The sequence below is a fragment of the Streptomyces sp. BYX5S genome, assembly GCF_054724165.1.
In genome coordinates this window covers 1,564,191-1,586,987 of the sequence record NZ_CM138829.1, presented here as the reverse complement: position 1 = coordinate 1,586,987, position 22,797 = coordinate 1,564,191, and the positions used below count along the sequence as shown (strand labels likewise).

Here is a 22,797-nt window from a genome sequence, read left to right as displayed (position 1 = left end):
CCGGCTCCCACCCCGGCCCGCACCCGCGTCACACCGGATCCCGCCGCAGCGCGAGGAGCGCGATGTCGTCCGCCCGGTCCCGCCCGAAGCGCGCGAGCAGCGCGTCGCACAGCGCGCCCGGCTCGGCCGGGGCCGACGACGCCGCCTGCCGCAGCTCCTCCATCGACACCGACAGGTCGACGCCCCGCGTCTCCACGAGCCCGTCCGTGACCATGAGGAGCCGGTCCCCCGGCGCGAGTTCGACGACGGAGGGTTCGGGGTGCGGCAGCCCGAGCCCGAGCAGCGGCCCCGCCGCCTCGACGTAGGCGACCTCGCCGTCGACCGGCACGACCAGCGACGGGATGTGCCCCGCGTTGGCCACCCGCGTGCGCCCGGTCACGGGGTCGACGAGGGCCAGGCACAGCGTGGCGGTGAGCGTCGGGTGGTAGTGCTGGAGCAGCCGGTCGAGCCGGGTCGCGAGCCGGTCGGGGCGCGGGTCGTCGAGGCAGTAGGCGCGCAGCGCGTGCCGCAGCTCGACCATGACGGTGGCCGCGTCGAGCGAGTGCCCCACGACGTCCCCGACGCCGACGAGCACCCCGTCGGGCGTCGGCAGCGCCGCGTAGAAGTCCCCGCCCATCTGCACCTCTTGGGAGGCGGGCTCGTAGCGGAAGTCGATGTCGACGCCGGGGAAGGGCGGCAACTCGGCGGGCAGGAACTTGCGTTGCAGCGTGTGGGCGACGTGGCGCTCCTGCTCGTACCGGACCAGGGGTTCCACGGCGAGCGAGATGGCGCGGGCGAGCTGGGCGACGAGCGGCGCGATCCGCCCGTCGGGGTCCGGGAAGCCGGGCGTGGCCAGGCACACGGCGCGCCGCCCGTCGCGGGTGCGGGCGAGCGTGAGGCGGGCGCCGCCGCGCCCGAAGTACGCCTGCGGCCAGGCGGACGCGGGCTGCACCGTGGTGCGCACCCCGCCGGGCCCGCAGCTGATCTGCCGCACCAGCCCGACGGCCCGCTCGCGCGCGGAGGCGTCCGGCGCGGTGGTCCGGGGCGTGGACCGGGACATCCCGCTGTGCACGGCGCCGTGGTCGCCGAGGACGAAGACGGCGGCGTCGCCGCCGGTGAGCCGGGACGCCGCGGCGGCGGCCGTCCGCGCGAGCTCGGCGAGGCTGCGCGCGCCCTGGACGTCGACGACGGTCTTGGACAGCAGCGTCAGATGGTCGAACCGGGCCTGGCTGGACGTGAGTTCACGCGCGCCGCGCAGCGCGGCCCGCACCACGGCGCGGATCTCCTCCGGCTCGGCGGGCACCGCGAGGTACGCCTCGCCGCCCGCGTCGAGCGCCTGGCAGCGGTCCTCGGGGCCGGAGGGGCGGGCGGAGAAGTGCACGACGGGGATCCCGGCGAGCGAGGGCAGCGCCTTGACCCGGCGGCACAGCTCGAACCCGCTGAGGTCGGGCAGCCCGACGTCCACGAGCGCCAGATCGGGCAGCGCCCCGGAGCGCAGCCGCACGTCGAGCTCGACCAGGGCCTCGCCGGCCGTGCCGACGGTGATCACGACGTGCCCGGCCCGGCTCAGCACGGCGCCCAGCGCGTACCGGCTGGCGGCGCTGTCGTCGACCACCAGGACCGTGCATCCGACGTCGGTCCCTGGTCCCTGAACCTTGGCGTTCACGAGACGGCCCCTCGGGAGGCAAGTACGGTGCGTGCGGGCCCCCTCGGCCCGCACCCTCACCAAGCTACCGCCGGGCAGCCCCGTCGCGACCCGTCCTTCGACCGGTTCACCGTTCCGGGTGGCCGGGCCAACGCGGCTTGCCCGTCCGGCACTTCCCCGTCCGGCACTTCCCCCTTCGGTGGGCAATGCGGCAAGTGACGGGTAAGGTCCCGTCCGTGACCGCACGCCTTGCCGACATCGCAGCCCAAGCGGGGGTCAGTGAAGCGACCGTCAGCCGCGTGCTCAACGGGAAGTCGGGGGTCGCCTCGGCCACCCGTCAGTCCGTCCTCGCCGCGCTCGACGTGCTGGGCTACGAGCGCCCGGTGCGCCTGAAGCAGCGCAGCGCCGGCCTGGTCGGCCTCATCACCCCGGAACTCGAGAACCCGATCTTCCCCGCGCTCGCCCAGGTCGTGGTGCAGGCCCTGACCCGGCAGGGGTACACGCCGGTCCTGGCCACCCAGACGCCGGGCGGCTCCACGGAGGACGAGCTGACGGAGATGCTGGTCGACCGCGACGTCAGCGGCATCATCTACGTCTCCGGGCTGCACGCCGACACCACCGCGGACACGGGGCGCTACGAGCGGCTGCGCGGCCAGGGCGTCCCCTTCGTCCTCGTCGACGGGTACGCGCCCGCGGTCGCGGCCCCCTTCATCTCCCCGGACGACCGGGCGGCGGCCCGGCTCGCGGTCACCCACCTGCTGTCGCTGGGCCACACCCGGATAGGGCTCGCCGTCGGGCCGCGCCGCTTCGTGCCCGTGCAGCGCAAGATCGAGGGGTTCGTGCGCGCGATGGCGGAGCGCCTCGACCTGAGCGCCGACGCCATAGAGCGGGACCTCGTGCAGCACTCCCTGTACACCCTGGAGGGCGGGCAGGCGGCGACGGCGGCGCTCCTCGACCGGGGCTGCACGGCGGTGGTGTGCGCCAGCGACATGATGGCGCTGGGCGCGATCAGGGCGGTGCGCGAGCGCGGCCTGGACGTGCCGGGGGACGTCTCCGTGGTCGGTTTCGACGACTCTCCGCTCATCGCGTTCACCGATCCACCGCTCACCACGATCCGCAAGCCGGTGCACGCGATGGGCCAGGCGGCGGTGCACACGCTGCTGGAGGCGGTGGGCGGCACGCCCGCGCCGCCGAGCGAATTCGTGTTCATGCCGGAGCTGGTGGTGCGGGGGTCCACGGCCGCGTCAGCAGCGGTTTCCGTAGGGGTCAGACCTCGTCCGTAGGGCGTAGCGGGTGCGGCCGGGACCCGCCCAGGGGATGATCGGTCGGGGGGCCGGAATCTGGCAGACTCTGTGTCTATGGGTGAAACGACCGTGACGACACGTGAAGGCCGAAAAGGGGCCACCACCTCACCCATCGCGGAAGACCGCGCGGGGCGTCGCCTTCGGGTGCCGCGGCGTCCGCGTCTCTGGTTCGAGATCCTGCTGATCGCGGTGAGTTACTACACGTACTCCCTGATCCGCAACGCGGTCCCGGAGCAGAAGGAGCAGGCGCTGCGCAATGCCGACTGGATCTGGCGGGCGGAACACAGCCTGGGGATCGCCGTCGAGCAGACCGTCAACCATGCCGTGAACTCGGTGAGTTGGCTCATCGTGGGCATGAACTACTACTACGCGACACTGCACTTCGTCATCACGTTGGCCGTCCTGGTGTGGCTGTTCCGCTGCCATCCCGGGCGCTATGCGGCGACACGCCTCGCTCTGTTCGCGACGACGGCGGTCGCTCTGGTCGGTTACTACTTCTATCCGCTGGCGCCGCCGCGCCTGATGAACGGCGCCGGTTTCATCGACACGGTCGCCGTCCACGGCACCTGGGGCTCGATGGCCTCGGGCAACCTGAAGAACATGTCGAACCAGTACGCGGCGATGCCGTCCATGCACATCGGCTGGTCGCTGTGGTGCGGCGTGACGATCTTCGCGCTGGCCTCGGTGCCGTGGGTGCGGGTCCTCGGGCTCGTGTACCCGGCGCTGACGCTGGTGGTCATCGTGGCGACGGCGAACCACTTCTGGCTGGACGCGGTGGGCGGCCTGGTCTGCCTGGCGTTCGGCTTCGCGGTGGCGCGGGTCTGGTACGGGACGCTGCCGTACGCGCTGCCGCGCCTGGTGCCCGCGCCGCTGCTGCCCGCGAAGGTGTGAGCGGGGCGGCGCCCACGGGTGCCGCCCCGCCGCACCGCCTCATTCGCCGCGGTGCGTGATCCGGCCGTCGGTGACGGTGAGCCGGACGGGGGCGTCGGCGATCTCGTCGGCGGGGGCGGCGACCGGGTCGACGCCGAGCACGGTGAGGTCGGCGCGCAGACCGACCGCGATCCGCCCCGCCCGCGCGGCCTGTCCCGCGGCGATCGCCGCGTGCGAGGTGACGCCCTCCAGCGCCTCCAGTCCGGTGAGCCCCTGCGCGGGGCCCGCCGCGCCCTCCGGGACCCGCGCCATGGCGAGCACCCTCCGGGCGTCGTAGGGGGCGATCGGCCAGTCCGAGCCGAGCGCCAGCACGGCGCCCGCGTCCCACAGGTCACGGGTGCGCCAGGCGCGCGCGGCCCGGGTGTCGCCGAGCCGCTTGGACCACTCGTCGCTGTGGTCGCCCTTCGTGTACGCGGTGTGGGGCGGCTGCATGGAGGCGGTGACGCCGAGCGCGGCGAACCGCGGGAGCGTGTCGTCGGGCACGGACTCGATGTGCTCGATGCGGTGCGCGCCGCGGCCGCTCGCGCCGAGCGCCTCCACGGTGTCGAGGGCGTGCCGCACGGCGGCGTCCCCGATGGCGTGCGTCGCGGTCCGCACCCCGGCCGCGTGCAGATGCCGTACGGCGTCGCTGTACGCGGCCGGGTCCGGCCAGAACGCGTCCGTCCCCTGACCGTGGCAGTCGGGGTGCTCCAGCCAGGCGGTGCCGCCCTCGACGGTGCCGTCCATGAAGAACTTGACGCCGCCGACCGTCCAGCGCCGCCCGCCGAGCTTCTGGAGCGCGACGAGCTCGTCCAGCCCGTCCCCGTCCACGCCCGGCATGCACCACGGCGAGACGGTCAGCCGCAGCGGCAGGTCCGTCTCCTCCTCGACGGCGGCGAGCAGGTCGAGTCCCGAGCCGTCCATGACGTGGGCGCCGGTGAGGCCGGTGGCGGCCATGGCGCTCAGCAGCTCGACGAGTCCGGCGCGGCGGTCCTGGTACGAGGGCCGGGGCGCGGCCTCGTACACCAGGTCCATGGCGGCGTGCTCGACGAGGTGCCCGGTGGGCCGCCCCTCGGCGTCGCACACGATCTCGGACCGCTGGGCGAAGGAGCGGGGCCCGGTGACGCGGGCGGCGGCGAGGGCGGCGGAGCTGACGAGGGCGGAGTGGCCGTCGTAGAGGCGCAGGAAGGCGGGGGTGCCGTCTAGCGCGTCCTCGATCAGTTCGCGGTGGATCGGCCGGCCCCCGAAGGCGTTGTGGTCGAGCCCCCAGCCGATGACCCAGCCGTCGAGGCGGGCTGCTGTGCGCAGGGCGGCGCGGAGTCCGTCGAGGTCGGTGACGCCGGTGAGGTCGGCTCCGGTGGCCATCTCCAGACCCCACACGGGGTGGCTGTGCGCGTCGACGAAGCCGGGGGTCACGTGGGCGCCGCGGAGGTCCAGCCGTTCGGTGCCGGGTCCGGACCAGTCCCGTACGAGGTCGTGGGTGTCACCCACGGCGACGATGCGGCCGCCGGCCACCGCCACGGAGGTGGCCTTCGGCCGGTGCGGGTCGAGGGTGTGGAGGTGGGTGTCGGTGAGGAGGAGGTCGGCGGATGCCATGGTGCGGTGAACTCCGTTTCTGTTCGCCGGGTGCGGTCCTGCGGTGGTCCGGTTCTTTGCGCAGTTCCCCGCGCCCCTGGGGGATGGAGCCTCTGCGGCGATTGAGCAGCGGGGGGCGGGGCGGAGCCCCGGGGCGTGGGAGGGCTACTGGCCGAAGCGGGCGTACGTGGTGGGGCGGGAGCGCCGCAGGCGCCAGGCGAGGGCGAGGCCGAGGACGAAGACGGCGGGGGCGACCGCCATGAGGATCCAGTTGACCAGCGGGGACGCCCCCGTGAAGAGGTCGATGTGCGTGGCCACCAGACCGATCGCCACCGCGAGCAGCACCGTCGCCACCACCGGCGCCACCACCGTCCGCACCACCCCCTCCGCATGCGTGATCCGCCGGAAGAAGAACGGCACCGCCAGCGCCGCGAGCAGCTGAAGCGCCATCAGGCCCAGCATCCCGGGCGTGTTGACCCACAGCAGCAGCTGGTCGTACGGGTCCGCCCCCACCGCCCAGAAGCCGAGCACGACGACCGCCCCGAGAACGGTCTGCGCGAGCCCGGCCACGTACGGCGAACGGTGCTTGGGGTGGATGCGGGCGAGCGCCCGCGGCAGCACCCCCTCGTCCGCGAGAGCGAGCGCGTACCGGTTGATCGCGTTGTGGAAGGCGAGCAGCGAGGCGATGACGCTCGTGACGATGAAGACGTGCATCAGGTCCGCCGCCCACCCGCCGACGAACGTGGTGATGGCGGTGAAGAAGAGGTTCGCCGGGTCGTCGCCCGCGGCCGCGACCACGTGCGCGTCGCCGAAGGACTGGATGGCGATCCACACGGTGAAGGCGTAGAAGAGGCCGAGGAAGGCGACCGCGATGTACGTGGCGCGCGGCACCGTACGGTGCGGATCGCGGGCCTCGCGCCGGTAGATGACGGTCGACTCGAACCCGGTGAACGCGGCGAACGCGAACGCGAGGACGGCGGCGGTGCCGGGCACGAGGACGTTGTCCGGCGCGAAGGACGCGGCCGAGAGACCGTGCGCGCCGCCCTTGAGGAGCACCCCGCCGGCGAGGAGGACGAGGATGCCGGTCTCCGCGATCAGCAGCACGCCGAGGACCTTGGCGCCGAAGTCGATGGAGCGGTAGCCGCCGTACCAGATCAGGGCGAGCCCGGCGAGGGAGACCGGCAGCCACGGCACGTCCGCGCCGAACAGGGAGTGCACGGTGTCCTGGGTGGCGGAGCCGAGGAGTCCGTAGACGCCGATCTCCATGCCGTTGTAGCCGACCATCGCGAGCAGCGCAGCCCCGATCCCGGCGGGCCGGCCGAGGCCCTGGGTGATGTACGAGTAGAAGGCGCCGCCGCCGGTGACATGGCGGCTCATCGCGGTGAAGCCGACGGCGAAGACGGCGAGGGTGATGCCGGCGAGCAGGTAACCGGCGGGCGCTCCGACACCGCCGAGGGCGATGGCGATGGGGGCGACGCCCGCCATGACGGTGAGCGGGGCGGCGGCGGAGACGACGAAGAACGCGATGTCGGACGTGCCGAGGGTGCCCGTGCGAAGGCTGGGCGGCGCGCTCGGCGGGGCGGCGGCGTCGGCGGCGGCGTCGGCTCCGGTCTTCGGGGAGGTCGCGGACATGCGTGAGGAAGCCCTTCTGGCGGCAGGCCCGCACTGCGGACGGGCGTAAATCTAAAGGCTTTTGGTTTTCGCAATGTAACCTCCCGTTGGGCTCACGGGAAGACCCGATTTTTCGCAGCACGACGCGCGGCACGACAGGAGGGACCGGGATGGGACGGCCACGCACACCCCTCCTCGACCGGGAGCGGATCGCCACGGCGGCGCTGGAGATCGTCGACGAGAACGGCGAGTTCAGCGTTCCGCAGGTGGCACGCAGGCTCGGGGTGCAGGCGGGATCGCTCTACCACCACGTGGACGGCCGCGACGACATCGTGGAGCTGCTGCGCGAGCGGGTCTGCTCCGCGATCGACGAGGCGCCGCTGACCTCGGGGCTCCCGTGGGACGAGGCGATCGCCGGGTGGGCCCGCTCCTACCGCGCCGCCTTCGCCGCGCACCCGAAGGCGATCCCGCTGCTGACGACGCATCCGGTCCGCGCGCCGCGGGTGCTGGCGCAGTACGAGCTGGGGGTGGCGCTGCTGCTGGAGGCGGGGTTCGCGCTGCCGGACGTGATGCCGGTGATCATCGCTCTGGACAACATGGTGCTGGGTTCGGCGCTGGACATGGCGGCGCCCGACACGATGTGGGAGCCGTCGGAGGAGGGCGCGACGCCGCTGCTGGAGCGGGCGCTCGGGGCGGGGCCCGAGGGCCGTACCGACGCGGCGTTCGAGCTGGCGCTCGCGGGGTTCGTGGCGCATTGCCGGGCGCTGCTGGAGGCGTAAGGGCCACGTAGGGGCGGTGGGACGTTGGTCCCGGCGGTTCGCGACGGACGGCATCCGCCGTGGGGCGGCGGCGCGGGGGATCGTCGTGGCCGGCCCCGGTACCGCCGCGGGGCTCCGCCCCGGACCCCGCTCCTCAAGCGCCGGAGGGGCTGAAGATGCCCGGCGGCGGACGGGCGGACGGCTCCCCGCCGCCTTGGGCAAACTGCCGCCAAGGGCGGCAGGGTGGGCAAGGCGGCACCCCGGCGCGGGCAGCGCCCTCGGAGAGGCCCGGCCCCGGTGTCGGCTGAGGTCAGCCCCCGTAGAAGCGGTCCTCCACCACCGCCCGCGCCCGCCGCGTCGTACGCCGGTAGTCGTCGAGCATGTCGCCGACGTGACCGGGGTCGTACCCCAAGTAGCGCCCGACCGCGCCGAGTTCACGCCCGTCCGAGGGAAACGTGTCGCCCGCCCTCCCCCGCACCAGCATCACGGCGTTGCGCACCCGCGCGGCCAGTACCCACGCCTCGTCGAGGATCGCGGCGTCCTCCGCGGAGATCAGCTCGGCGGCGCACGCGGCGGCGAGGGCCTCGCGGGTGCGGGTGGTCCGCAGCCCCGGTTCCGCCCAGCCGTGCCGCAACTGGAGCAACTGCACCGTCCACTCGACGTCGGACAGCCCGCCCCGGCCCAGCTTCGCGTGCAACGTGGGGTCGGCCCCGCGCGGCAGCCGCTCCGACTCCATGCGCGCCTTGAGGCGGCGGATCTCGCGCACCGCGTCGTCGCCGAGCCCCTCCGCCGGATACCGCAACGGGTCGATCAGCTCGATGAACTCCCGCCCCAACTCCTCGTCCCCGGCGACCGGTTGCGCCCGCAGCAGCGCCTGCGACTCCCACACCAGCGACCAGCGCCGGTAGTACGCCTCGTAGGACTTCAGGGTCCGCACCAGCGGCCCGGACTTGCCCTCGGGGCGCAGGTCCGCGTCGATGAGCAGCGGCGGATCGGCGCTCGGCAGCGCGAGCAGCCGGCGCATCTCGGAGACCACCTTGTTCGCCGCCTGCGCGGCCTCCTGGTCGCTGACGCCCTCACGGGGTTCGTGCACGAACAGCACGTCGGCGTCGGACCCGTAGCTCAGCTCGTGCCCGCCGAAGCGGCCCATGCCGATGACGGCGAACCGGGTGGGCAGGGTGTCGCCCCACCCGTCCCGGACGACGGCCCGCAGCGTCCCGTCGAGCGTGGCGGCGGTCAAGTCCGAGACGGCGGCGCCCACTTGGTCGACGAGCGCGCCCTGGTCGGCGACGGCGGGCGTGTCCTCGGTGCCGTACGAGGCGATGATGTCGGCGGCCGCCGTGCGCAGCAGCTCACGGCGGCGCAGCGCACGCGCCGAGGTGACGGCCTGCTCGCCGCCGTCCGAGCGCCGCACCGCCGCGAGCACCTCCTGCGTCAACTGGGCGTGCCCGCGCGGCTCCAGGCCCCGCTCGTCGCCGAGCAGCGCGACCGCCTCGGGTGCGCGCATGAGGAGGTCGGGGGCGAGGCGCCCGGCGGACAGGATCCGCGCGAGGTTCTCGGCGGCGGCGCCCTCGTCGCGCAGCAGCCGCAGGTACCAGGGCGTCTTGCCCAACGCGTCTGACACGTTGCGGAAGTTGAGCAGCCCGGCGTCCGGGTCGGCGGAGTCCGCGAACCAGGCGAGCAGCACCGGCAGCAGCGTCCGCTGGATGGCGGCCTTGCGGCTGACGCCGGAGGCGAGCGCCTCCAGGTGGCGCATCGCGGCGCTGGGGTCGGCGTAGCCGAGCGCGACGAGACGTTCGCGGGCGGCGTCCGCGCGCAGCCGGGTCTCGCCGGGGCCGAGCCCGGCGACGGCGTCGAGCAGCGGCCGGTAGAAAAGCTTCTCGTGCAGGCGGCGCACGACGGACGTGTGCCGCTTCCAGGCCCGCTTGAGGTCGGTGATGGGTTCGGTGCGCATGCCCATCGAGCGGCCGATGCGGCGCAGGTCGGCGTCGTCCTCCGGCACCAGGTGGGTGCGGCGCAACTTGTACAGCTGGATGCGGTGTTCGAGCGTACGCAGGAACCGGTAGGCGTCGTCGAGCTGTACGGCGTCGACCCGCCCCACGTAGCCGCCGTCGGCGAGCGCGGCGAGGGCGTCGAGGGTGGTGCCGCTGCGCAGCGCGGCGTCGGTGCGGCCGTGCACCAACTGCAGGAGCTGCACGGCGAATTCGACGTCCCGCAGGCCGCCGGGGCCGAGCTTCAGCTCGCGCTCCATCTCGCCCGCCGGGATGTTCGCGACGACCCGCTTGCGCATCTTCTGCACGTCGGGGACGAAGTTCTCCCGCTCGGACGCCTGCCACACCATCGGCGACACGGCCTCGACGTACTCCTCGCCGAGCTCGGGGTCGCCGGCGACGGGCCGGGCCTTGAGCAGCGCCTGGAACTCCCAGGTCTTGGCCCACCGCTGGTAGTAGGCGAGGTGCGAGGAGAGCGTCCGCACGAGCGGCCCGTTGCGCCCCTCGGGGCGGAGGTTGGCGTCGACGGGCCAGATGGTGCCCTCGACGGTGGTGTCGGAGCAGATCCGCATCATGTGCGAGGCGAGCCGGGTGGCGGCCTGGATCGCCTTGCCCTCGTCGGCGGAGGAGTCGGCGGGCTCCGCGACGAAGATGACGTCGACGTCGGACACGTAATTCAGTTCGTGGCCACCGCACTTGCCCATCGCGATCACGGCGAGCCGGCACAGCGCGGCGTCGCCGGGCGCGGCCGAGCGGGCGATGGCGAGGGCCGCGCGCAGCGTCGCCGTCGCGAGGTCGGCGAGTTCGGCGGCGGTCTCCGTTATGTCGGTGGTGCCGCACACGTCGCGGGCGGCGATGGACAGCAGGCAGCGCCGGTAGCCGATGCGCAGCGCGTCCTCGTCGGCGGCGTCGGCGAGTTCCCGTTCGAACTCCTCGACGCCCGGGTGCAGATCGCGCGGCTCGTACGTGACGAGGGCCCGCCAGTCCTTCGCGTGGCGGGCGAGGTGGTCGGCGAGCGCCTCGGAGGCGCCGAGCACGCCGAGCAGCCGGTCGCGCAGCGGCTTGGCGGCGATGAGCGTGTCGAGCAGTTCGCGCCGCCCCGTCTCGTCCTCCTGCGCCTCGACGAGCCGGACGAGGCCCAGGAGCGCCAGGTCCGGGTCGGCGGTGGCGCCGAGGGCGTCGAGGAGCAGCGGGTCGGTGCGCACGGCGGACAGACCGGGGGCGTCGAGCAGCCGCTCCGCGGCGGACGGATCGGTGAAGCCGTGCCGCAGCAGGCGCGTGAACGTACTGCTGCGGCGGCCACCCGTCTCCCACCACCGTCCGCCTTCGTGCGGCACCGACATCATGGCCCGGCCTCCTGTTCGATCAACGGTGGCCTTGAGCCTACTGCGCGGTGCGCGGCGCCGATGGGTCGAGCGGGCGCGGCGCGGGTCGCCGAAGCGGAAGGGGCGCGTTCCCTCGCCAAGCCGTGGGGTGCGTCGTACGGTCCGGCCATGGAATGGACCCTTGAGGTAATCGTCGTTCCGGTCTCCGACGTGGACCGTGCCAAGGACTTCTACGCGAACAAGGTGGGCTTCAAGGTCGACCTCGACAGCCAGGTCGCCCCCGGCATCCGCATCGTGCAGCTGACCCCGCCCGGCTCCCGCTGTTCCGTCTCGCTCACCGAGGGCCTGCCGGGCGCGCCCGGCCAGCAGCCCCTGGCCCCCGGCACGCTCACCGGGCTCCAGGTCTGCGTCACCGACATCGCGGCGGCCCGCGAGGAGCTGCTGGCGCGGGGTGTGGACGTGAGCCCGGTGCAGCACGCGGGGCCGCAGGGGTGGCAGGAGGGGCGCGGCGAGGTCTGGAACTCGTTCATGTTCTTCCGGGATCCGGACGGCAACGGCTGGACGGTCCAGGAGGCCCCGGCCCCGCTGGCGCAGCGCTGACCGGTGCGGAATGTTCCGTTCGCGCCTACGTTGACCTCATGGACATGACCCTGGAAGTGATCCCGCTCCCCGTCACGGACATCGACCGCGCGAAGGCCTTCTACGTCGACAAGGTGGGTTTCCACTGCGACGTCGACCGCGAGCTGATGCCCGGCAGCCGCATCGTCCAGCTGACCCCGCCGGGCTCGGGCTGCTCGATCGTCCTCTCCGCAGGCGTCCCCATCCCGACCGGCACCCCCTCCCCCGGCACGTACCACGGCCTCCAGCTGGTCGTGACGGACATCAAGGCCGCCCGCGACGACCTGACCGCCCGCGGCGTCGACGTCTCGGAACCGGTCTCCTTCGGCCCCGACGACGGCGGCACCTTCATGCACTTCACCGACCCGGACGGCAACGGCTGGGCCATCCAGGAATACCGCAAGCGGGCGTCGGTGCCGCTGCGGGACGCGCTGGGCACTCAGAGCGCCGACTGACCGTCGTCCGAGGCCGGGGCCTGGGCAGGGGCGGCCATCGTCCTGCCCATCGCCGACCAGCCGTCGAGATCGTTGCCGAGGACGGCGTCCAGCTTGGCCGCCAGCTCCCGCGCGAGCGCCCCGGGCTCCTCGCCCGACGCCGCGCGCAGGTACATCTCACGTTTGAGCTGCTGAAGACTCGCCAGCGTCACGGACCGCAGCTGCCACAACTCCTGGTCGCGAAACAGGTTGTTCCGCGCCGCCAGAATCGCGGCGAGCCCGGCCAGCACCGTGCTCGCCAGCCCGAACCACGGGTACTTCCAGGCGGCGCTGGCGACCCCGAGAACGGCGATCGCCGCGTTCAGCCCGGCCATCAACGTGATGACCTGACCGACCCGCTCCTTGGACAGCTGCCGGATCCGCGCGTATTCCGTGTCGTACCAGGCCAGGTAGTGCGCCACGACGGCAAGCGCATCGACCCCCTCGGGCGGATCGGGCGGCACGTCCATGCCCCCCGGCTTCAGCAGAGCCATACGCCGCCCCCATCAGTCCTCCGGCTACGGAAACGGGGCCCGCGGCAACCGCCGCGGGCCCCGTCGCCCGATGGTGAGACCGGCCGTCTGCCTTGGCTAGAGCACCGGCAAGTTCTTCCGCAGCTCGAACGCCGTGACCTCCGAGCGGTACTCCTCCCACTCCTGCTTCTTGTTCCGGAGGAAGAAGTCGTACACGTGCTCCCCCAGCGTCTCGGCGACCAGTTCGCTGCGTTCCATGAGGGAGATCGCCTCGCCGAGGTTCTGGGGGAGGGGTTCGATGCCCATGGCGCGGCGTTCGGCGTCGGAGAGGGCCCAGACGTCGTCGTCGGCGCCCGGGGGGAGTTCGTAGCCCTCTTCGATGCCCTTCAGGCCTGCGGCCAGCAGGACCGCGTAGGTCAGGTACGGGTTGGCGCCGGAGTCGATGGAGCGGACCTCGACGCGGGCCGAGCCCGTCTTGCCGGGCTTGTACATCGGGACGCGGATGAGGGCCGAGCGGTTGTTGTGGCCCCAGCAGATGTACGAGGGCGCCTCGCCGCCGGCGCCCGCGGTGCGCTCGGAGCCGCCCCAGATGCGCTTGTAGGAGTTGACCCACTGGTTCGTGACCGCGGAGATCTCCGCCGCGTGCTTCAGCAGGCCCGCGATGAAGGAGCGGCCGACCTTGGAGAGCTGGTACTCGGCGCCCGACTCGTAGAACGCGTTCCGGTCGCCCTCGAAGAGCGAGAGGTGCGTGTGCATGCCCGATCCCGGGTGTTCCGAGAACGGCTTCGGCATGAAGGTGGCCTGGACGCCCTGTTCGAGCGCGACCTGCTTCATGACCAGACGGAACGTCATGATGTTGTCCGCCGTGGAGAGCGCGTCCGCGTAGCGCAGGTCGATCTCCTGCTGGCCCGGCGCACCCTCGTGGTGGCTGAACTCGACCGAGATGCCCATGGATTCGAGCATCGTGATCGCCTGGCGGCGGAAGTCCATGCCCACGTTCTGCGGGGTGTGGTCGAAGTAGCCGGAGGTGTCGGCGGGCACCGGGCGGGTGCCGTCCAGCGGCTTGTCCTTGAGCAGGAAGAACTCGATCTCGGGGTGGGTGTAGAAGGTGAAGCCGAGGTCGGAGGTCTTCGCGAGGGCGCGCTTCAGGACGTAGCGCGGGTCCGCGAAGGACGGCGAGCCGTCGGGCATCAGGATGTCGCAGAACATGCGCGCCGTACCGGGCGCCTCCGCGCGCCACGGCAAAACCTGGAACGTGCCCGGATCCGGCTTGGCGATCATGTCGGACTCGTAGACCCGGGCGAAGCCCTCGATCGCGGAGCCGTCGAAGCCGATGCCCTCGTCGAAGGCCTGTTCCAGCTCGGCCGGGGCCACGGCCACCGACTTCAGGAAGCCCAGCACGTCCGTGAACCACAGACGTACGAACCGGATGTCGCGCTCCTCCAGGGTCCGGAGCACGAATTCCTGCTGCTTGTCCATCTCTCGCTTCCACCCATCCTTGCTGGTCAGGCCTACAGCTCCCACGCCGTCCAGAGGGCCTGGTCACATCCCACCACACGCCCGTTTCCGGCGCGTTGCCGACCTTGATCGTCCTTGATCGGCCGGTGTTGTGTTCATAGTGCCTGCTGCACCCCTCATGCCCATAGTGCCCGCCCTCCGCGGGCCTGCGCGATCGTCCCCCCGGGCCGGCCTGCCCGCACTACGATCAACGGCCATGGGGTCCGATGAGAACACGCCCAGCGGCAGCTCGCGCCGGGATCGTATACAGCAGATGCGCCGCACCGAGCAGGCCCGCGAGCGGCGTGGCCGGATCACGCTCGTCGCACTGAGCGCCGTCGTCGTGGCGGCCCTCGTCGGGGGCGGTGTCTGGCTCGTGACGAAGGACGACGGCGGGTCCGGGGACGTGGCCGGTTCCAGCAGCGCTTCCGGCGGGTCCGACGGCAAGCCGCCCGCCTCCCGCGCGCCCGGCCACTTCTCGTACGCGAAGAACGGCGTCGGCACCTGGAGCGGCAAGCTCGGCCGCGACCACGTCGCCACCGAGGTCGCCTACCCGATGACACCGCCGGTGGGCGGCGACCACGACCAGGCCTGGATGAACTGCAATGGCGACGTGTACGACCAGCCCCTGCGCGACGAGAACGCGGTGCACTCCCTGGAGCACGGCGCGGTCTGGGTGACATACAACGACAAGGCGACCGGCAAGGACGTGGAGGCGCTCGCCGCGAAGGTGGAGCGGACGCCGTTCTCACTGATGAGCCCGCTGGAGGGGCAGAAGGATCCGATCATGCTCAGCGCCTGGGGGCACCAGCGGACCGTGAAGAGCGCCTCCGACCCGGCCGTCGACGCGTTCTTCGCCGCGTACGTGCAGGGCAAGCAGACCCCCGAGCCGGGCGCCCCCTGTACGGGTGGCCTGGCGAAGTGAGGCGCCGTACGGCCGGGTGGCTGACGTCGGCCGTCGTGGGGGCGCTCCTGGCGGGCGGCGGGGCGGTCTCGTGCTCCCCCGGCGCGGAGGACGACGGTGACGCGAAGGGACAGAAGGCGCCGGGCGGCGGGTCCGCGGACGCCGGGTTCGCGCGCGACATGTCCGTGCACCACCAGCAGGCCGTCGAGATGTCGTTCATCGTGCGCGACCGCACGAAGGACGAGGAGGTGCGCCGCCTCGCGTACGACATCGCGCAGACCCAGGCCAACCAGCGCGGCATGCTGCTCGGCTGGCTCGATCTGTGGGAGCTGCCGAAGGTGTCGGCGAAGCCGCCGATGGCGTGGATGGGGATGGGTGACGCCCCGGCGGGCGAGGACGGGGCGCTGATGCCGGGGATGGCCACCGACGCGCAGTTGGAGCGGTTGCGTGCCGGCAGCGGGCGGACGGCCGAGGTGCGGTATCTGCGGCTGATGGTCGCGCACCACAAGGGCGGCGTGCACATGGCCGAGGGGTGCGTACGGCGCTGCGAGGTCCCGGCGGAACGGCGGCTCGCCCGCGGCATGGTGGCGGCGCAGGAGTCCGAGATCGAGCTGATGACGGGGCTGCTGAAGAAGCGCGGCGCGACCGCGGAATGACAGCTCATGCACTCAAACCGGTTGATTGCGACCGGAGTTGGACCGACTTGACGTTGTCTTGATCGTCTCATTTCCCTCGCGTGAACGGTTGTTGGCGAGAGTGGCCCCCAACGGGTGCATCACACACGCATCTCGGCGTTACCCCGCACCCCAGCGTCTCCCGCACCTCTATCCAGGGGGTTCCCCATGAGATCCAACCGTGGCGCACGCCGCACACGCCGCACCAGAGCCGGCCTGAGCATCGCGGCCACCCTGCCGCTGCTCGCCGGCGCCCTCGCCCTCGCCGCCCCGGCGCACGCCCAGCAGAGCGGCCGCGACCCGCTCTCCGGCACGAAGCCGCTGTGGGCCACCGGCTCCGCCGACCAGGGAGACACCGCGGACGGCGGCAGGGTCACCGCGCGCGTCTACCTCGCCGGGCGGGACGCCAAGGGCCTCGCGGCGTACGCGAAGGCCGTCTCCGACCCGCCGTCGAAGCAGTACCAGAAGTATCTGAGCGCCAAGGAGGCGCGCAGCCGCTTCGGGGCGACCCGCGAGCAGATAGCCGGGGTCACGGCCTGGCTGAAGTCATCCGGCCTGACCGTGACCGGCTCCACCGCGCGCTACCTCTCCGTGTCCGGCGACGTCGCCGCCACCGAGAAGGCCTTCGGCACGCAGCTGCACGACTACACCAAGGGCAAGCACACCTACCGCGCCCCGTCCGCCGCCGCCACCGTCCCGGCCTCCCTCGACGGCGCCGTGCTCACGGTCACCGGCCTCGACAGCGCCCCGCACAAGGCGACGAAGCAGGACCAACTGCCGCCGCCGAGCGCCGTGTTCCGCAACGCGGGCCCGTTCTCCACGTACTACGGATCGAACACCGCGACCACGCTCCCGGACGCGTACGGCACCAAGGTCCCCTACGCGCCGAAGGGGTACACCGGCAAGCAGCTGCGCGCCGCGTACGGAGCGGGCAGGGCGACCGGCAAGGGTGTGCGGGTCGCGATCACCGACGCGTACGCCTCGCCGACCATCGCCAAGGACGCGGCGACGTACGCGAGGAAGCACGGGGACGCGCCCTACAACAGCGGGCAGTTGAAGCAGGTGCTGCCGAAGAAGTACACGAGGACCGAGGAGTGCGACGCGGCCGGCTGGTACGGCGAGGAGACCCTCGACGTCGAGGCCGTGCACGCGACGGCGCCCGCCGCGAACATCACGTACGTGGGCGCGGCCTCCTGCTACGACGACGACCTGCTCGACTCGCTCGGCACGGTCGTCGACAAGCACCTCGCCGACATCGTCTCCAACTCCTGGGGCGACATCGAGGCCAACCAGACGCCCGAACTGGCCGCCGCCTACGACCAGGTGTTCCAGCTGGGCGCCGTCGAGGGCATCGGCTTCTACTTCTCCTCCGGCGACAACGGCGACAACGTCGCGTCCACGGGGACGAAGCAGGTCGACACGCCCGCCAACTCGGCGTGGGTGACGGCGGTCGGCGGCACCTCGCTCGCGGTCGGCAAGGGCGACACGTACCAGTGGGAGACCGGCTGGGGCACGCTGAAGTCCAACCTGGCGGCGGACGGCGGGAGCTGGACCGACTTCCCCGGCGCGTACACCTCGGGCGCGGGCGGCGGCACCAGCGCCACCGTGGCGCAGCCCGACTACCAGAAGGGCGTCGTGCCGGACGCGCTGGCGGGCGCGAACGGCGGCGCCCACCGCGTCGTTCCGGACATCGGCGCCATCGCCGACCCGAACACCGGCTTCCTGGTGGGCCAGACGCAGACCCTGCCCGACGGCTCGCTCGGCTACGACGAGTACCGCATCGGCGGCACCTCGCTCGCCGCGCCGGTGATCGCGGGCGTGCAGGCGCTGGCGCAGCAGACGGGCGGCGGCAAGGCGCTCGGCTTCGCCAATCCGGCGATCTACGACCGGTACGGCACGGCGAAGTACCACGACGTCGTGGACAGGCCGACGGGCAAGGACCTCGCCGTGGTCCGCGTCGACTACGCCAACAGCTACGACGCGTCGGAGGGGCTGCTCACCTCGGTGCGCAGCCTCGGCAAGGACGCCTCCCTCAAGGCCGTCAGGGGCTACGACGACGTGACGGGGGTCGGCTCGCCGGCTCCGGGTTACGTGAACTCGTACCGCCGCTGACCGAAGGACGCCCTGGTGGTCCGGGTGGGCGCTCACCCGGGCCACTGGGGCTCACGCGTCCCGGTGGTCCGGATGGATCCAGCTGGGCTTGCGGAACGTGAGGAACGCGACGGGCGCCGCGATGCCGAGGACGAGCAGCCCGCCGCCCACGATCAGCAGATAGCGCCACAGCGGCCCGGTGTCGTACTGGTCCGGCGGTACGAACCCGATGACGAGCGCGAGCACCGAGGCCACGAACCCGACGCCCGCGACGGCGGTGACGGCCGGGACGACGAAGCCGCGCGGCACGTGCGGCTGCGTGCGCCGCAACCGCACGACGGCCACGAACATCAGCAGGTACGCCACCAGGTAAATCTGGATGGTGATGACGGAGAACATCCAGTACTGGCTGGAGACGTTGTCGCTGAAGGCGTAGAGCACGCCGATGAGGGTGGTCAGGACGCCCTGCGCGACCATGACGTTCTGCGGGACGCCGTACTTGTTGAACTTCTGGAGGAACGGCGGCAGATAGCCCTCCTGCCGGGACAGCAGCACGAGTCCCTTCGCGGGTCCCGCGAGCCACGTGAGCATGCCGCCGAGCGCCGCGCACACCAGCATCACGCCGACGATCCGCGTCAGCCAGCCGACCCCGAAGTGGTCGAAGAACGCCTGGAACGCCTGCATCAGACCGGCGGTCAGGCTGAGTTGCTCGGCGGGCATCACCCAGCTGATGGCGAGCGCGGGCAGGATGAAGATCAGCAGGACGAGGCCGGTGGCGAGGAAGATCGAGCGCGGGTACTCGGCGCGCGGGCTGCGCAGCGACGACACGTGGACGCCGTTCATCTCCATGCCCGCGTACGACAGGAAGTTGTTGACGATGAGGACGAGGCTGGCGAGGCCCGTCCACGGCGGCAGCCAGTGGTCGGCGGTCATCGGGGCGGCGGACGGGTTGCCCTGCCCGAGGAAGACGATCCCGAGGACGACGAGCACGACGCCCGGGACGAGCGTGCCGATGACGAGCCCGAGCGACGACAGGCCCGCGATGGTCCTCGTCCCGCGCGAACTCACGTACACGCCCGCCCAGTACAGGACGACGATGCAGATCGCGACGTACAGGCCGTTCTCGGCGAGGCTCGGGTGGATGACGTACGCGAAGGTGGACGCCACGTAGGCGAGCAGGCTCGGGTAGTACGCGATGGTCATGGCGAACTGGCACCACACGGCGATGAACCCGAGCGGTTTGCCGAGCGCCTCGCTGACCCAGCGGTAGATGCCGCCCGTCCAGCCGGAGGCCAGTTCGGCGCCGACGAGGGCGGTGGGCAGCAGGAAGACGACGGCCGGGAGCAGGTAGAGGAAGACCGCGGCGAGTCCGTAGAGCGCCATGGAGGGCGAGGGCCGCAGGCTGGCGACGGAGGCCGTGGTCATCAGGCCGAGGGTGACCCAGGAGATGAACTGGCGGCGGGTGCCGTCGTCCGCGGCCATTCCTGTTCGCCCTGAATCGTCCGCAGTCGTCATGCGCCAATGATCAGTGCGTGACGGGGAGGGCGCACCTCGCGGGATACTGGGCGGGGGTAGGGTGCGCAGCATGGCGAGGAGGGCGGGCGGAACGGGGCGTGGGCAGCGGCTGCTGCTGTTCGCCGCGCTGCTCTTCGGGATCGTCTGCATGCACACGTTGGGGCATCCGTCGGAGCACGGGTCGGGGCTCGACGGGGCGATGCCGAGCGCGCACGTCGCGATCGCCGGGCACGACTCCCCGCACAGCACCGCCACCACCACGACCGCCGTGCACGAGCGCCCCGACTCCCCCGGCCACGGCGGCATGGACCCGCTGAACGTGTGCCTGGCGGTGCTCGGCTCGTTCACGTTGCTCGTGCTGCTGACGGCGGTGGTGCTGCGACCGCAGCTCACGGCGGTGGCGCCGGGCCCGCGCGCCCGGGGACTCGGATGCGCCCAGCGGCCGAACCCGCCCCCGCCCCGAAGACTCCTCTCCCAGCTGTCGGTACTGCGCATTTAGGCCTGCGCCCGCTTCCGCACGCCTGAATCCACCCTCATCGACAGCGAGGTGCACACCCATGCGCAAGGAGACTCCGCGCACCACCACACGCCGCACCGTGCTCGGCGCGGCCATCGCCGCGGCCGGGACCGGCGCCCTGGCCTCCTGCTCTTCCGGTTCACCGTCGGGCCACGGCGGCCACGGCGCGAACGGCGCCGCGCCGCGGGGCTACGTCGACCCCGTGGGCCGGGAGGTCGCCGCCGCCGAGCAGAGGCGCGGCTCGGGCGGCCGGGTCCGCGAGGTGCGGCTCACGGCCGCCGCGACCCGGCTCGACCTGGGCGCGCGCACCGTCACGTCCTGGTCGTACGGCGGCGAACTGCCCGGCGAGGAGGTCCGCGTCACCGCGGGCGACACCCTCGCCCTCACGCTCGCCAACCACCTGCCCGAACCCACGTCCCTGCACTGGCACGGCATCGCGCTGCGCAACGACATGGACGGCGTACCGGGCCTGACCCAGAAGTCGATCGCGCCTGGCGCCGACTTCACGTACCGCTTCAAGGTCGCGCACCCCGGCACGTACTGGTTCCACCCGCACTCGGGCACGCAGCAGGACCGCGGCCTGTACGCGCCGCTGATCGTGGAGGACCCCAAGGAGCCGCTCTCCTACGACAAGGAGTGGGTGGTCGTCCTCGACGACTGGGTCGACGGGGTGGACGGCTCGACACCGGACGCCGTGCTGGAGGAACTGCGCGCGGGGATGGGCCACGGGGGCGGCCACTCGGGCCACGACATGCCGGGGATGCACGGCATGTCGATGAGCGCGCCCCGCGAGGAGACGTCACCCGCGCCCTCGAAGGGCGGCCCGCCCCGCATGATGATGGGCGCGTCGAGCGATCTGCTGGGCGGCGACGCGGGCGACGTGAAGTACCCGTACTACCTGGTCAACGGCCGTACGCCGGACGCCCCTTCGGCCTTCCAGGCCCGCCCCGGAGACCGCGTCCGCATCCGGTTCGTCAACGCGGGCGGCGACACGGCGTTCCGCGTCGCGCTCGGCGGCCACGAGATGACGGTGACGCACACGGACGGCTTCCCGGTGCGGCACGCGAGGACGGACGCGCTGCTGCTCGGGATGGGCGAGCGCTACGACGTGCTGGTCACGGTCGGCGACGGGGTGTTCCCGCTGACGGCGCTGGCGGAGGGCAAGAAGGCGTCGGGGATGGCGGTGCTGCGTACGGGTCCGGGCGCGGCGCCGAAGGCCACGGTCCGCCCTTCGGAGCTGGACGGCCGTCTCCTCACGGCGGACAGGCTGCGCGCGGACGACTCGGTGGCCCTGTCCTCCCGCGAGCCGGACCGCACGGTGCGGCTGCGGCTGACCGGCGGGATGGCGAGGTACGACTGGGCGTTCGACAAGAAACCGTACGACCCGGATCAGCGCCATCCGGTGCGGGCGGGTGAGCGGGTGCGCCTCGTCTTCGCCAACTCGACGTCGATGTGGCACCCGGTCCACCTGCACGGCCACACGTTCTCCCTGGCGAACGTCGCGGGCGGCCCCCGCAAGGACACGGCGGTCGTCCTCCCGAACGGCACGCTCACGGTGGACTTCGACGCGGACAACCCGGGCCTGTGGATGGTCCACTGCCACAACGTGTACCACTCGGAGGCGGGGATGATGACGGTCCTGGGGTACCGGGCCTGACCGCGGTGGGGCGGGGCACCGGCCGGTGCCCCGCCCGCCTGCTTCAGTGCCGCGCCGACTCGTGCTCGTCCGTCGGTACGTGCGTGGCCACCAGGCGACCGGCCTTCGTCGTGGCACGGCCGCGGTCCACCGCGTACGCCACCGAGGCGACGCCCAGGCCGAGGACGACGAGGGCGGCGCCCGCCACCGCGGGGGACGTCGCGCTGAAGCCAGCCGCCAGGGCGAGGCCGCCGATCCAGGCGCCGCCGGCGTTGGCCAGGTTGAAGGCGGCCTGGTTGGCGGAGGAGGCGAGGGAGGGCGCCGCCGAGGCCTTCTCCATGACCATCAGCTGGAGGGGCGAGGCGGAGGTGAAGGCCGCCATGCCCAGCAGCAGCACCGCGAGCGCCGCGCCCACTTCCGTGCGCATCAGCAGCGGGAAGAGCAGCAGCACCACGCCGAGCGAGGCCATGCCACCGAACTGCGTGGCCCGCAGCGAACGGTCCGCGAGGCGGCCGCCCATCAGGTTGCCGACCGTCGCGCCCACTCCGAACAGCGCGAGCAGCATCGTCACGCTCGACTCCGCGAATCCGGCGGCGTCCGTGAGCATCGGTGTGATGTAGCTGTAGGCCGAGAACAGGGCGCCCATGCCGACCACGGTCGTGGCGAGCGCCAGCCAGACGGGCAGCGAGCCCAGGGCCCGCAGCTCGCCGCGCACCCCCACCGCCGTGCCGTGCCCGTGGTCGGCCGGGACGAACGCGAGCAGGCAGGCGATGGCGGCGAGGCCGATCACGCTGACCGCGAGGAAGGTGGCCCGCCAGCCCAGGTGCTGGCCGACGGCCGTGCCGACGGGCACCCCGACGATGTTGGCGATGGTCAGGCCGAGGAAGACCATGGACACCGCGCGGGCCTTGCGCTCCGGCGCGACGAGCGAGGTGGCGACCACCGCGCCGACGCCGAAGAACGCGCCGTGCGGCAGTCCGCTGACGAACCGGGCGAGCATGAGCGAGTGGTAGTCGGGGGCCGCCGCCGAGACCGCGTTGCCGACGACGAAGAGGACCATCAGGCCGATGAGGACCCGGCGGCGCGGCAGCCGCGCGGTGACCGCGGCGAGCAGCGGCGCGCCGATGACGACGCCGAGCGCGTACGCGGAGACGAGGTGCCCGGCGGAGGGGATCGAGATGTGCAGGTCGTCGGCGACGTTGGGCAGCAGGCCCATGATGACGAACTCGGTCGTGCCGATGCCGAAGGCGCCCACGGCGAGCGCGAGCAGGGCGAGGGGCATGGAGCAACTTTCGGATAGCG

The 22,797-nt window shown here is 72.6% G+C and carries 18 protein-coding genes; 10 read left to right on the top strand and 8 right to left on the bottom strand.

The genetic code is table 11. The features are described 5' to 3' along the window. Positions 1 to 28: 28 nt before the first annotated feature. Positions 29 to 1,645, bottom strand: coding sequence for a SpoIIE family protein phosphatase (locus tag ACYBSK_RS07110; protein ID WP_460245533.1), 1,617 nt, complete (start codon positions 1,643 to 1,645; stop codon positions 29 to 31). A gap of 215 nt (positions 1,646 to 1,860) precedes the next feature. Here ACYBSK_RS07110 and ACYBSK_RS07105 point away from each other — a divergent pair, with 215 nt between their 5' ends. Together ACYBSK_RS07105 and ACYBSK_RS07100 are read left to right on the top strand one after the other, a co-directional pair. Further along, entirely contained in the window at positions 1,861 to 2,907 is a 1,047-nt protein-coding gene (locus tag ACYBSK_RS07105) for a LacI family DNA-binding transcriptional regulator (RefSeq protein WP_457476006.1), read from the top strand. A 75-nt stretch (positions 2,908 to 2,982) separates the two neighbouring features. Further along, positions 2,983 to 3,819 (top strand): phosphatase PAP2 family protein, encoded by an 837-nt coding sequence (locus ACYBSK_RS07100; RefSeq protein ID WP_460245532.1) that lies wholly within the window; start codon positions 2,983 to 2,985, stop codon positions 3,817 to 3,819. Between the two features lie 39 nt (positions 3,820 to 3,858). Here the strand turns inward: ACYBSK_RS07100 and ACYBSK_RS07095 are convergent, their stop codons facing one another. Further along, a complete protein-coding gene (locus ACYBSK_RS07095) occupies positions 3,859 to 5,433 on the bottom strand; it encodes an amidohydrolase (RefSeq protein WP_460245531.1) in 1,575 nt (524 codons plus the stop codon). 144 nt (positions 5,434 to 5,577) lie between these two features. Further along, entirely contained in the window at positions 5,578 to 7,044 is a 1,467-nt protein-coding gene (locus tag ACYBSK_RS07090) for an APC family permease (RefSeq protein ID WP_460245530.1), read from the bottom strand. A gap of 149 nt (positions 7,045 to 7,193) precedes the next feature. On the opposite strand from ACYBSK_RS07090, the gene ACYBSK_RS07085 reads away from it, so the two are divergent. Further along, complete coding sequence (locus ACYBSK_RS07085) at positions 7,194 to 7,802, top strand: TetR/AcrR family transcriptional regulator (protein ID WP_460245529.1); 609 nt, start codon at positions 7,194 to 7,196, stop codon at positions 7,800 to 7,802. A 289-nt stretch (positions 7,803 to 8,091) separates the two neighbouring features. Here ACYBSK_RS07085 and ACYBSK_RS07080 read toward each other — a convergent pair whose 3' ends face one another. Next, positions 8,092 to 11,118, bottom strand: a complete 3,027-nt coding sequence (locus ACYBSK_RS07080) for a bifunctional [glutamine synthetase] adenylyltransferase/[glutamine synthetase]-adenylyl-L-tyrosine phosphorylase (RefSeq protein WP_457476001.1) — start codon at positions 11,116 to 11,118, stop codon at positions 8,092 to 8,094. A 147-nt stretch (positions 11,119 to 11,265) separates the two neighbouring features. Between ACYBSK_RS07080 and ACYBSK_RS07075 the strand changes: the two genes are divergently transcribed. Continuing rightward, entirely contained in the window at positions 11,266 to 11,697 is a 432-nt protein-coding gene (locus ACYBSK_RS07075; protein WP_457476000.1) for a VOC family protein, read from the top strand. Between the two features lie 38 nt (positions 11,698 to 11,735). Then, entirely contained in the window at positions 11,736 to 12,170 is a 435-nt protein-coding gene (locus ACYBSK_RS07070) for a VOC family protein (RefSeq protein ID WP_460245528.1), read from the top strand. Here the strand turns inward: ACYBSK_RS07070 and ACYBSK_RS07065 are convergent. Next, positions 12,155 to 12,682 carry a DUF4231 domain-containing protein gene (locus ACYBSK_RS07065; protein ID WP_460245527.1) on the bottom strand — a complete coding sequence of 176 codons (528 nt, stop codon included), beginning with the start codon at positions 12,680 to 12,682 and terminating at the stop codon, positions 12,155 to 12,157. The genes ACYBSK_RS07070 and ACYBSK_RS07065 overlap by 16 nt on opposite strands. Before the next feature lie 96 nt (positions 12,683 to 12,778). After that, positions 12,779 to 14,140, bottom strand: coding sequence for a glutamine synthetase family protein (locus ACYBSK_RS07060; protein ID WP_457475998.1), 1,362 nt, complete (start codon positions 14,138 to 14,140; stop codon positions 12,779 to 12,781). Between the two features lie 235 nt (positions 14,141 to 14,375). On the opposite strand from ACYBSK_RS07060, the gene ACYBSK_RS07055 reads away from it, so the two are divergent. The 3 genes from ACYBSK_RS07055 (at position 14,376) to ACYBSK_RS07045 (ending at position 17,848) form a co-directional block, all read left to right on the top strand. After that, the gene (locus ACYBSK_RS07055) at positions 14,376 to 15,083 is read left to right on the top strand and encodes a DUF3105 domain-containing protein (protein WP_460245526.1); all 708 of its coding nucleotides are present in this window, start codon (positions 14,376 to 14,378) and stop codon (positions 15,081 to 15,083) included. Next, positions 15,080 to 15,718 (top strand): DUF305 domain-containing protein, encoded by a 639-nt coding sequence (locus ACYBSK_RS07050; RefSeq protein WP_460245525.1) that lies wholly within the window; start codon positions 15,080 to 15,082, stop codon positions 15,716 to 15,718. The genes ACYBSK_RS07055 and ACYBSK_RS07050 overlap by 4 nt, the downstream gene beginning before the upstream one ends. 186 nt (positions 15,719 to 15,904) lie before the next feature. Further along, positions 15,905 to 17,848 (top strand): S53 family peptidase, encoded by a 1,944-nt coding sequence (locus ACYBSK_RS07045; protein WP_460245524.1) that lies wholly within the window; start codon positions 15,905 to 15,907, stop codon positions 17,846 to 17,848. 51 nt (positions 17,849 to 17,899) lie between these two features. Here ACYBSK_RS07045 and ACYBSK_RS07040 read toward each other — a convergent pair whose 3' ends face one another. Next, entirely contained in the window at positions 17,900 to 19,342 is a 1,443-nt protein-coding gene (locus tag ACYBSK_RS07040) for an APC family permease (RefSeq protein WP_460245523.1), read from the bottom strand. A 70-nt stretch (positions 19,343 to 19,412) separates the two neighbouring features. On the opposite strand from ACYBSK_RS07040, the gene ACYBSK_RS07035 reads away from it, so the two are divergent. Continuing rightward, positions 19,413 to 19,841, top strand: a complete 429-nt coding sequence (locus ACYBSK_RS07035; RefSeq protein WP_460245522.1) for a DUF6153 family protein — start codon at positions 19,413 to 19,415, stop codon at positions 19,839 to 19,841. Between the two features lie 58 nt (positions 19,842 to 19,899). Then, complete coding sequence (locus ACYBSK_RS07030; protein ID WP_460245521.1) at positions 19,900 to 21,516, top strand: multicopper oxidase family protein; 1,617 nt, start codon at positions 19,900 to 19,902, stop codon at positions 21,514 to 21,516. A 43-nt stretch (positions 21,517 to 21,559) separates the two neighbouring features. Here ACYBSK_RS07030 and ACYBSK_RS07025 read toward each other — a convergent pair whose 3' ends face one another. Continuing rightward, positions 21,560 to 22,777 (bottom strand): MFS transporter, encoded by a 1,218-nt coding sequence (locus tag ACYBSK_RS07025; protein ID WP_460245520.1) that lies wholly within the window; start codon positions 22,775 to 22,777, stop codon positions 21,560 to 21,562. Positions 22,778 to 22,797 lie beyond the last annotated feature (20 nt).